Below are 7,258 nucleotides of genomic sequence, written 5' to 3' on the forward strand. Positions count from 1 at the left end.
TTAAGAAGACATCATCTAGATTTGGCTTAGTTATAGACGCCTTTCTAACAAGGATATTGTTGGCTCTCAGAGACTCTATGATCTTTGGCAGCGAGTGCTCGGCATCTTGAACCACGATGTTTATCTCATTTTCGCCTAAAATTAAGTCAGTAACTCCACTCAACCCCCTAATCATCTCTAAAGCCTTCGGATTAAGCGATTGATCCTCCACCTCAATGGATATTATTTCGCCTCCAATGGAATGTTTAAGGCCTTCCGAAGTCCCTGAAGTCACTATCCTGCCCCTATTAATTATCGCTATCTCATCCGAGTATAGATCCGCCTCATCCATGTAATGCGTGTTAAAGAATATTGTTGCATCATACTCCTTCTTGAACGCCATAAGCCTCTCCCATACAGCCTTCCTAGCGGACGGATCCAGCCCTATCGTAGGCTCATCTAAAAATAGGATTTTAGGCTTAGTTAGTAGGGCGCATGCGCACTCAAGCCTCCTAATCATCCCGCCGGAATATGTCCTAACAAGGTTATTTGCAAACTCGCTTAAGCCCATATTCTCCAGCGCATCCCATATGAGCTTATCTCTCTCGCTTGGCGGAACACCATGAATTTTAGCGTATATGAGAAGGTTCTCGTATCCACTTATATCGGTCCAGACGCTCATCTCCTGGGGAACATAGCTAATTAATCGCCTAACCTTAGCGCTATCTCGGACAACATTCAACCCGAAAATATAGGCTTCGCCGGAGGTAGGCTTAATCTGCGTCGTCAAAATCCTCATTAAAGTTGTCTTTCCGGCACCATTTGGCCCTAGAAGCGCAAAAACCTTGCCAGATTCAACATTCAGGTTAACTCCATCCAGGGCTTTAACCTTACCCTCATAAACCTTCACTAAACCACGCGCGCTTACAGCATACTCCAAACTCGGTCGCCAAACTTTTAAAAGAAAACATCATTATTTAAGGATATTTCAGAAAGTAATCATTACGAGGCTTTTTTGCAATTTTTCTAAGTTTGTTGAAGGCCTAGAATGTTTAAGTAATGTATAGACGCCTAAAGAGCTGTTAAAAATATCAATATTGAAGAAAGCGCTGTTATAAAGCTATTTCACTATTAATACTGGGCAATGCGCTTCATCCGCAACTCGGTCACTAACACTTCCTAAGAAAAACTCTTTAACCCTTCCCAGCCCCCTATGCCCCATCACTATGAGGTCGAACTCTCCCTCTTTAGCGGTTTTAACAATCTCATCCGCTGGCCGACCTTCCTTCAGCAAGGTTGAAATTTCTAGGTTAGGTTTCAGCCTCTTAGCTCTTCTAAGAGCATGAGACAGTATCTTTTCATGAGCCGCCTTCACTTCCCTAACAAGATCATCGTAGGCAATTGAATAAGTAGATAACTCGCCTTCAGCTAAATAGCCGACCGGAGGAACTATAGGAATCATTGGCGCTTGAAAAACATTTATTATTGTAACAGCCGCAGAATATTTTTCAGCAAGATCAAGCGCGAAATCTAAAGCCTTATAGGCATGTTCAGAACCATCGATCGCCACCAAAATTCTTTTAATCAAATCTAATCCCTCTATTCAAAAATTCTCTGTTGTTCCGCACATAAATTTTTGCATAAATACTGCTATGATAAGAGCAGTTATAGCTTTAACTTTGGATCCTCTGAAACTTGCCATTTTTGCGTACTCTCCATGACTAAAGCAGGGAGAGATTTGTTCTCCCAGAAATGACGCCTAAAGAATTAAACCAAGCGCTTAGCACGATAAGCTAGGTTGTCATCTACCTTAAATACAGGAGCATAGGCTTATATGCGAAACGCTCCCGCTTGCCGGAACATATACGTTGAAGCTGTCGAGAGGGCTGGTTATGGAATCAGGTTAACCAAAAACACTAATGTACTTTTCAAAATTTATGAGAACTATAACGTTTTTATTTTCAACTGTGTTCAAGATCCGCTATTAACTGGTTTCACATATAAAGTTGATAATGCTTAAAAAGGAAAGATCAATATAATATGATGTGGACTTTTCAGATTACTATGGGCTTGTAAGCGCTTTTGGGTTTTTAGGGGTATTCGTTTTCACGTTTGTTGTTAGCCTAGTTCCATTTGTTTCACCTTCGAATGCTCTGGAAGCGATGCTTATAGCTATGAGCTTTCCGGGCATGGACAGACTAACTATAGGATTGTCTGTTGCACTTGGTGCGACAGCAGCTAAAGTAGTGCATTTCGCGGTCTCCTATGGCGTAGGCAGAATCGTAGATAAAAGGAGATGTAGGAAAAGAAGCGTAGGGAGGTATGGCAGGTTAACAATGTACATTATGAATATTGTTGCGGCTGCAACGCCAATACCTGACGAATGGATCGTCATACCCATGGGATTAAGTCAATTAAACATAGTTTGGTTCGCCATAACTTACCTCATGGGCAAACTGATAATAACCGTACCTTCAGCATACGTAGGCTATGCAATATCTCCGTTTGTCAGGGAGATATTCGGAAGAAGAACATGGATATTCTCGGTAGCAATAGGCATAGTTATAACAGCGATCTTCATACTGGTAGACATTGAGAGAACAGCATTGAAAATACTGAGGAAACTGGGCATAATCATTCAAGAACAACTAAAGCAGCAAGAAGATAAGAACCCTAAACCTAAACCATAAAACGCAGATCATGTGTTTTTCTGAGCAGGTATGCGGCTAACCCCCTTTGATAAGAGAAGTTAATAACTCGCTTTAATTTTCTATAAGGAAGACTTTATGTCGCTACCTTAAGGGTTATGTACGAGATGAGGAAGGTTAGGCTTGCTCCTAGGAAGAGGTATGTGAAACCGAGTTTCTCGGCTATTAGTGGCCCTATGAATGAGCCTAACGCCTCACCTAAACATTCTGTCACATTAAATATTCCCGCCATTCCCTCGGGAAGCACTTCCATTGATAGAGATAAAGATAGAATGTGGAAGATGGCGTAAGCAAGTCCCAAAAGGAATAACGTTATCGCTGTAAGCATTATGCGGTATTCTTGCCCGGCTCCAGCAACGATTAATAGGAGGGTGAGAATGCATCGTAGGGCAGCAACCCTGTGTAGGGTTGCTCGATTTAGGCTTATCTTATCGGCTAGGAAATAGCCAATAACACCTCCAGCCGAGTTTATGCAGAAGAGCGCATAAACCATACTTTCTTGAAGGGCTAGATCTTTGGAGAGGAAGATTGGCAGCGGCGTGAAAAGGATTCTTGTCGCCATGAAGAAGGCGATAAGCCCGAGATAGAACTCTTTCGGACTCTCCACCATAATATTAATGTGGCCTGTATTACTCGTAGCTCTTAGGGCTGCAATAAGTCCCTTATACGCGCTTTTTATGCTTCTCTCAATTTTAACTAGACTTCTCTCAAAGATTAGCACTGGGTCTTTTATGAGAAATATTGAGAGGATAAACGCTATTAAATTCAATATGCTGCAATCTAATAAAGTATGTGATGCGGAGAATCCTTGGGCTGATAAGTAGAATCCGACTAGCATCCCAATGAGCCAGCTAACTTCAGTTATACATTCATAGAGGGCGTATGCCCTCTTCCAGTATCTTCGCATGTAGTTTTCCGCAATCAACACATTCTTCGGCGGCTCATGAGCCATGTGAAAGAAAGCCATTATAGCATATAGAGCGATTAACAAGCCGATATCTTCAATTAGCGTTAAAGTGTACAGGAGGATTGCTAGCGTGAGGAAAGATAGGAGGATGTATGGTTTATAGCGTCGGCTCTCATCATATAGGTAGCCCCATAAAAGAGAAGCCGGGATAGATAGGAGAATCGCTGCTAAGCTCATTATGCCTACCTGCGTAAGCGAGCCACCGAGAGCCACCATATATAGGGGGATAAATACTGAGAGAAGGCCGAAAGCCATCTCGTGAAGGAGGAAGCCGAGCCACCACATATAACCCAAACCGAGGCGCTACCTAGCTCAGCCTTAGCTAGGCAACAAAAAAGAAGAAAATTGGGGAGAAATTTTAGGTTTATTTTGGCTGCGCGACTCCCTCTTCTTCCGGCATCTTCAGCGCCGGTAGCTCTGGGAACTTCTCCTTCATTCTTGTCTCTGCGACTATGGCTGCTTCGTTGAGGATCTTTTGGGCTTCTTCGCTTGCAGCCTCGAAGTCCGGTGTCATCCCCACAGCCTGGCTTGCCTCAATCATTATCTCATCCAACAGCGTCGTTATCTCGCCTAGCTCACGCTCAGCAGCCGGGAATACTCCAGCTATGCCAGTGCGGACGCTCTGCAGGACTCGGCTTACTGGCGCTAGGACTGCGGCAACGTTTCCAACCTCTGTCACGGTTTTAAGCCTTAAGGCAACCCTTTCAAGTGCTAGCTCCGCGTTCATCATGAAGTTAGCCATCTTCCTAATCTCAGCGAGCTCATTAGCGTAAACATTAGCCCTCTTCATGTCGTGCTTAGAGTAGGCGTCAACAACCTTCTGGAATAAAGCCTTATCCCTCTGCGTTAGGAGGCTTATAGCACCATTCAGATACTGGATCTGAGCCTCAATACGCCTAGCAGCTAACTCAATCTTATGCCTAAGCGGAGGACCAGGCCTCAAAGCAGCCGTAATCCCAGTCTTATACTCGGACCACTCCCTATCAAACCTAGACATACGTCTTCCACCTCGCTAAAAGCGTGAGCGTGAAAAGAGTATTTAAGCCATTCCATTACGCGAATATTCACTAGCTTAGCATGGTTTTTCTGGAACAAAATTCATATTTAACCATGCATATTGTTATACTCTGTCGACCGGGACTTTTTTATATTTTATGTGCTTAGTGCGTGGGCAAAGCCCTTATAAATACTGTGGAAACGCTTAAAACGTTAAAGAGATCTTAAATCTATTGGTTTTAAAAGTAAGATTTGTTAACGGCGCTATGAAAAAGAACTCTTAAATGGCGTTGAGGATCCAGTTTAGCAGCTCATTGGGTGGTATCCTTCTCTTCGCGGCTTCTTTCAGGATTTCTCCATGCTCTTTGAGGGCTTTGCTCATAGTTAGGAGATCTTTTCTGAGCTCGTTTTCTGAGTATCTGAATTCCCTCAAAATTTCCCCTGGGCTCATGCTCCATAGGGTTGCCATCGTGCAGTCACCGTTAATCTCTATTAGGAAGTTGTCTCTAGAGGGGTTTGAACCGCTCTTCCACCAGAACGGCCAGACCCTACAGATCAGAGGTCTACTATTTCCTAGACCGCAGCCTTTACCGGGTACCAGGGCAACGCATGAACCCTTAAGAAATCTCGTTTGCAGGCGATAATATGCGTTCTCCCAAAAATAGTATATTTGATTCATCTCCGGATCCAGGAGATGATGAAGGTACATCGCGGGGATTAAGCCCACCTCAACGATCGCCTTTACCTCCTCCGTAGAATAGTTTTTTAGGAGTAAGCGTAGGTCTTCAGCCAGGATGAATGGGCGGCAGCGGCTGCAGCACCCAAGCCCGAGAGAAGCGCAACGCAAACAGAGATTGTGAGTTACGCACCTAGCCCTCGACGTGCTGGGATGCCCCCTAAATGGGGACATGACTGGAAATTGAATAAGAAGCCTAAACCTTTAAGGTTTTCGCTTAAGGTAGCAGTAAACTTATGACTAGTATCACTTCATACGTTAAATGGAACCTTCTCTCTATTCGCTTTTCCCAGAATAGTATAACTTGGTTAGCTCGCGTAGAATATCGCTCCTTGTCACTATCCCCAGCAATATGCTCTTGTTTTTCTTATCGACGACTAAAAGTCTCCCTATGTTATGAGCGCCCATTTTTTCTAGGGCGTCTGCTACACTGTCATCTGGGAATACTGTTACCAAGTCTTTTGAGCATATTTCCTTTATCCGTATGCTTCCACGCTTCTCCTTTGGAACCTTCATAGCGTCCTGAAGTGTTACGATGCCAATTAGCTTATTCGCATCATCTATGACGGGGTAGCCTATATGGTGGTGCTCAATGATTTTATCGAGTAGCTCGCTAACGGTTAAATTGCCATTCAACGATATAACGTCCCTCGTCATTATCTCTTCAACCCTTATATTCTTGAGCTCATTAACCCTTCCTGAGACAAGCTTCTCCGAGATCTTCATAGCTCCTGGAACTGGAAGCCCCTTCCTAGACAACTCTCTGATTTCTTTGAATGCTGAGTCCTGCTTATATGACGCTAATTGAACTATATGCGCGAAGACTTCCGGCTCCATTCTTCTTACCTCAATGGCTCCCTCTTTAACTGCTTCGTTAAAGATACTTTCACCACTCTCCGTCCTCAATATAACTGTTGACCAACCCTCAAGAGGGGTGGCTCCGCCTACGCTCAGATCAGCAAACTCGGATGTGAAATCAGCGCAAGTCCTACACCTATTTATTATGTGACCCTTCACCTCCGATAACGGAATACGTGCTTCACCGCTCTCCAAAGACAATATATAATAGTCGGGTGATAAATCAACGTGCTTAATGCTGCCAAGGGTAATGCCACGCTCTTGGAAAAGATATTCCAGCAGCGATCCAAGCGAGAAGGTCCATAGGCAGAAGAGACCTATAATCAGCTTTAAGCTGCTCGCTACCTTATGCTGCCATGCCTCGAGCTCACGTAATGCGAGAACATGGCATGGAGTTCCAACGAAGGCTACATGGGATTTCCCGTATTCGAAGACAGCCCGTCCGTAAGCTTCGGCTACGGCTGATGGAACAACTTTTATCTCGACGGCTGAAAGAACGTCATCCGGCACGAGTCTTATCGCTGGTTTAACTTTTATTGGGGTGCTGGGAGTAGCTTCAGATATTACTGCGCTATCAATTATCCCCCTGTCCATCGCAAAATTTAGTAGAGCGCTCACGACTCCACCACCTTTTGTAGCCTTCCTTAATGTTGGGTTAGAAGATCTAGCGAGAACTATCCGCCTATAGCCTCCGATGCTCTCCCTTCTATACGGTGTATCCAAGAGGAAGCTTGCCGCCTCATGAATTAAGGCTTCGGTATGCGGACATATATTATAGCATATTGGACAAGAATCCAGGTATTCAGCGCAATTATATAGCCTTCGGGGTTTATCACTTTCAACGCGGATCGCATGTATTGGGCATGCTGCTTCACAGGCTCCACAAAGCGTGCAGAATCCATTATTAATTATCATTTTCTCCAAATCGTCAAATGCGGTGAGCTTATTTGTGCTAGCGCGCATCACAAAGCGCTCCTAAAAGACATATTAGTTTAAAATCCCTTAAAAATATGT

General features: G+C 44.1%; 7 protein-coding genes. 1 reads left to right on the forward strand and 6 read right to left on the reverse strand.

What is annotated here, in order from left to right:
* On the reverse strand, window positions 1–919 hold a 919-nt coding region (locus QXR61_08645; protein ID MEM3758009.1), incomplete at its 3' end, for an ATP-binding cassette domain-containing protein.
* A gap of 180 nt (window positions 920–1,099) precedes the next feature.
* On the reverse strand, window positions 1,100–1,567 hold the full coding sequence (locus QXR61_08650) for a universal stress protein (protein MEM3758010.1): 468 nt from the start codon (window positions 1,565–1,567) through the stop codon (window positions 1,100–1,102).
* Between the two features lie 457 nt (window positions 1,568–2,024).
* Here QXR61_08650 and QXR61_08655 point away from each other — a divergent pair, with 457 nt between their 5' ends.
* Window positions 2,025–2,669, forward strand: coding sequence for a hypothetical protein (locus tag QXR61_08655; GenBank protein MEM3758011.1), 645 nt, complete (start codon window positions 2,025–2,027; stop codon window positions 2,667–2,669).
* Between the two features lie 94 nt (window positions 2,670–2,763).
* Here QXR61_08655 and QXR61_08660 read toward each other — a convergent pair whose 3' ends face one another.
* The 4 genes from QXR61_08660 to QXR61_08675 all read right to left on the reverse strand — a co-directional run bounded on the left by QXR61_08660 (window position 2,764) and on the right by QXR61_08675 (window position 7,207).
* Window positions 2,764–3,939 carry an MFS transporter gene (locus tag QXR61_08660; GenBank protein ID MEM3758012.1) on the reverse strand — a complete coding sequence of 392 codons (1,176 nt, stop codon included), beginning with the start codon at window positions 3,937–3,939 and terminating at the stop codon, window positions 2,764–2,766.
* Window positions 3,940–4,018: 79 nt separating this feature from the next.
* Window positions 4,019–4,651, reverse strand: a complete 633-nt coding sequence (locus QXR61_08665) for a Snf7 family protein (GenBank protein ID MEM3758013.1) — start codon at window positions 4,649–4,651, stop codon at window positions 4,019–4,021.
* A gap of 279 nt (window positions 4,652–4,930) precedes the next feature.
* Entirely contained in the window at window positions 4,931–5,560 is a 630-nt protein-coding gene (locus QXR61_08670; GenBank protein ID MEM3758014.1) for a hypothetical protein, read from the reverse strand.
* Between the two features lie 102 nt (window positions 5,561–5,662).
* Entirely contained in the window at window positions 5,663–7,207 is a 1,545-nt protein-coding gene (locus QXR61_08675; protein MEM3758015.1) for a Coenzyme F420 hydrogenase/dehydrogenase, beta subunit C-terminal domain, read from the reverse strand.
* Window positions 7,208–7,258 lie beyond the last annotated feature (51 nt).

Source organism: Candidatus Bathyarchaeia archaeon (assembly GCA_038882715.1).
Lineage (GTDB): Archaea > Thermoproteota > Bathyarchaeia > Bathyarchaeales > DTEX01 > DTEX01.